The organism is Bartonella sp. AA83SXKL, assembly GCF_042196965.1.
In the GTDB taxonomy this organism is placed as follows: Bacteria; Pseudomonadota; Alphaproteobacteria; order Rhizobiales; family Rhizobiaceae; genus Bartonella.
The window spans coordinates 319-570 of record NZ_JBHIRG010000320.1 but is presented as its reverse complement, the minus strand read 5'-3'; the positions used below and the strand labels follow the sequence as shown (position 1 = coordinate 570).

The following is a 252-nucleotide window of genomic DNA, read 5'->3' as shown; positions in this document are numbered from 1 at the left end:
GCACTTTGAGGCAATTTTTGCCATTCACTTAAAGCCTTTTCGTAATCACCTGTTTGAATAGCAACTTCCATCCGGGCCGCGATTGCTTCCAATGTCATACCTTCAACATTTCCAATCGGTCGCGAAACAATCAAACCTTTTATCCATGCCAAAATCCGTTCAAAAAAACCAGCATCTGACGCAACAATCTTTTGCGTTGCAACAATTGCATCGGCAATATTGGCAAAATCAGCTGCAAGTTGAACTGAACTA

The 252-nt window shown here is 41.7% G+C and carries 1 pseudogene; it reads right to left on the bottom strand.

Features of this window, described 5'->3' with window-relative positions:
• Positions 1-252 (bottom strand): annotated as a pseudogene (locus ACFINO_RS11385) (COG4223 family protein); the annotation flags it as partial.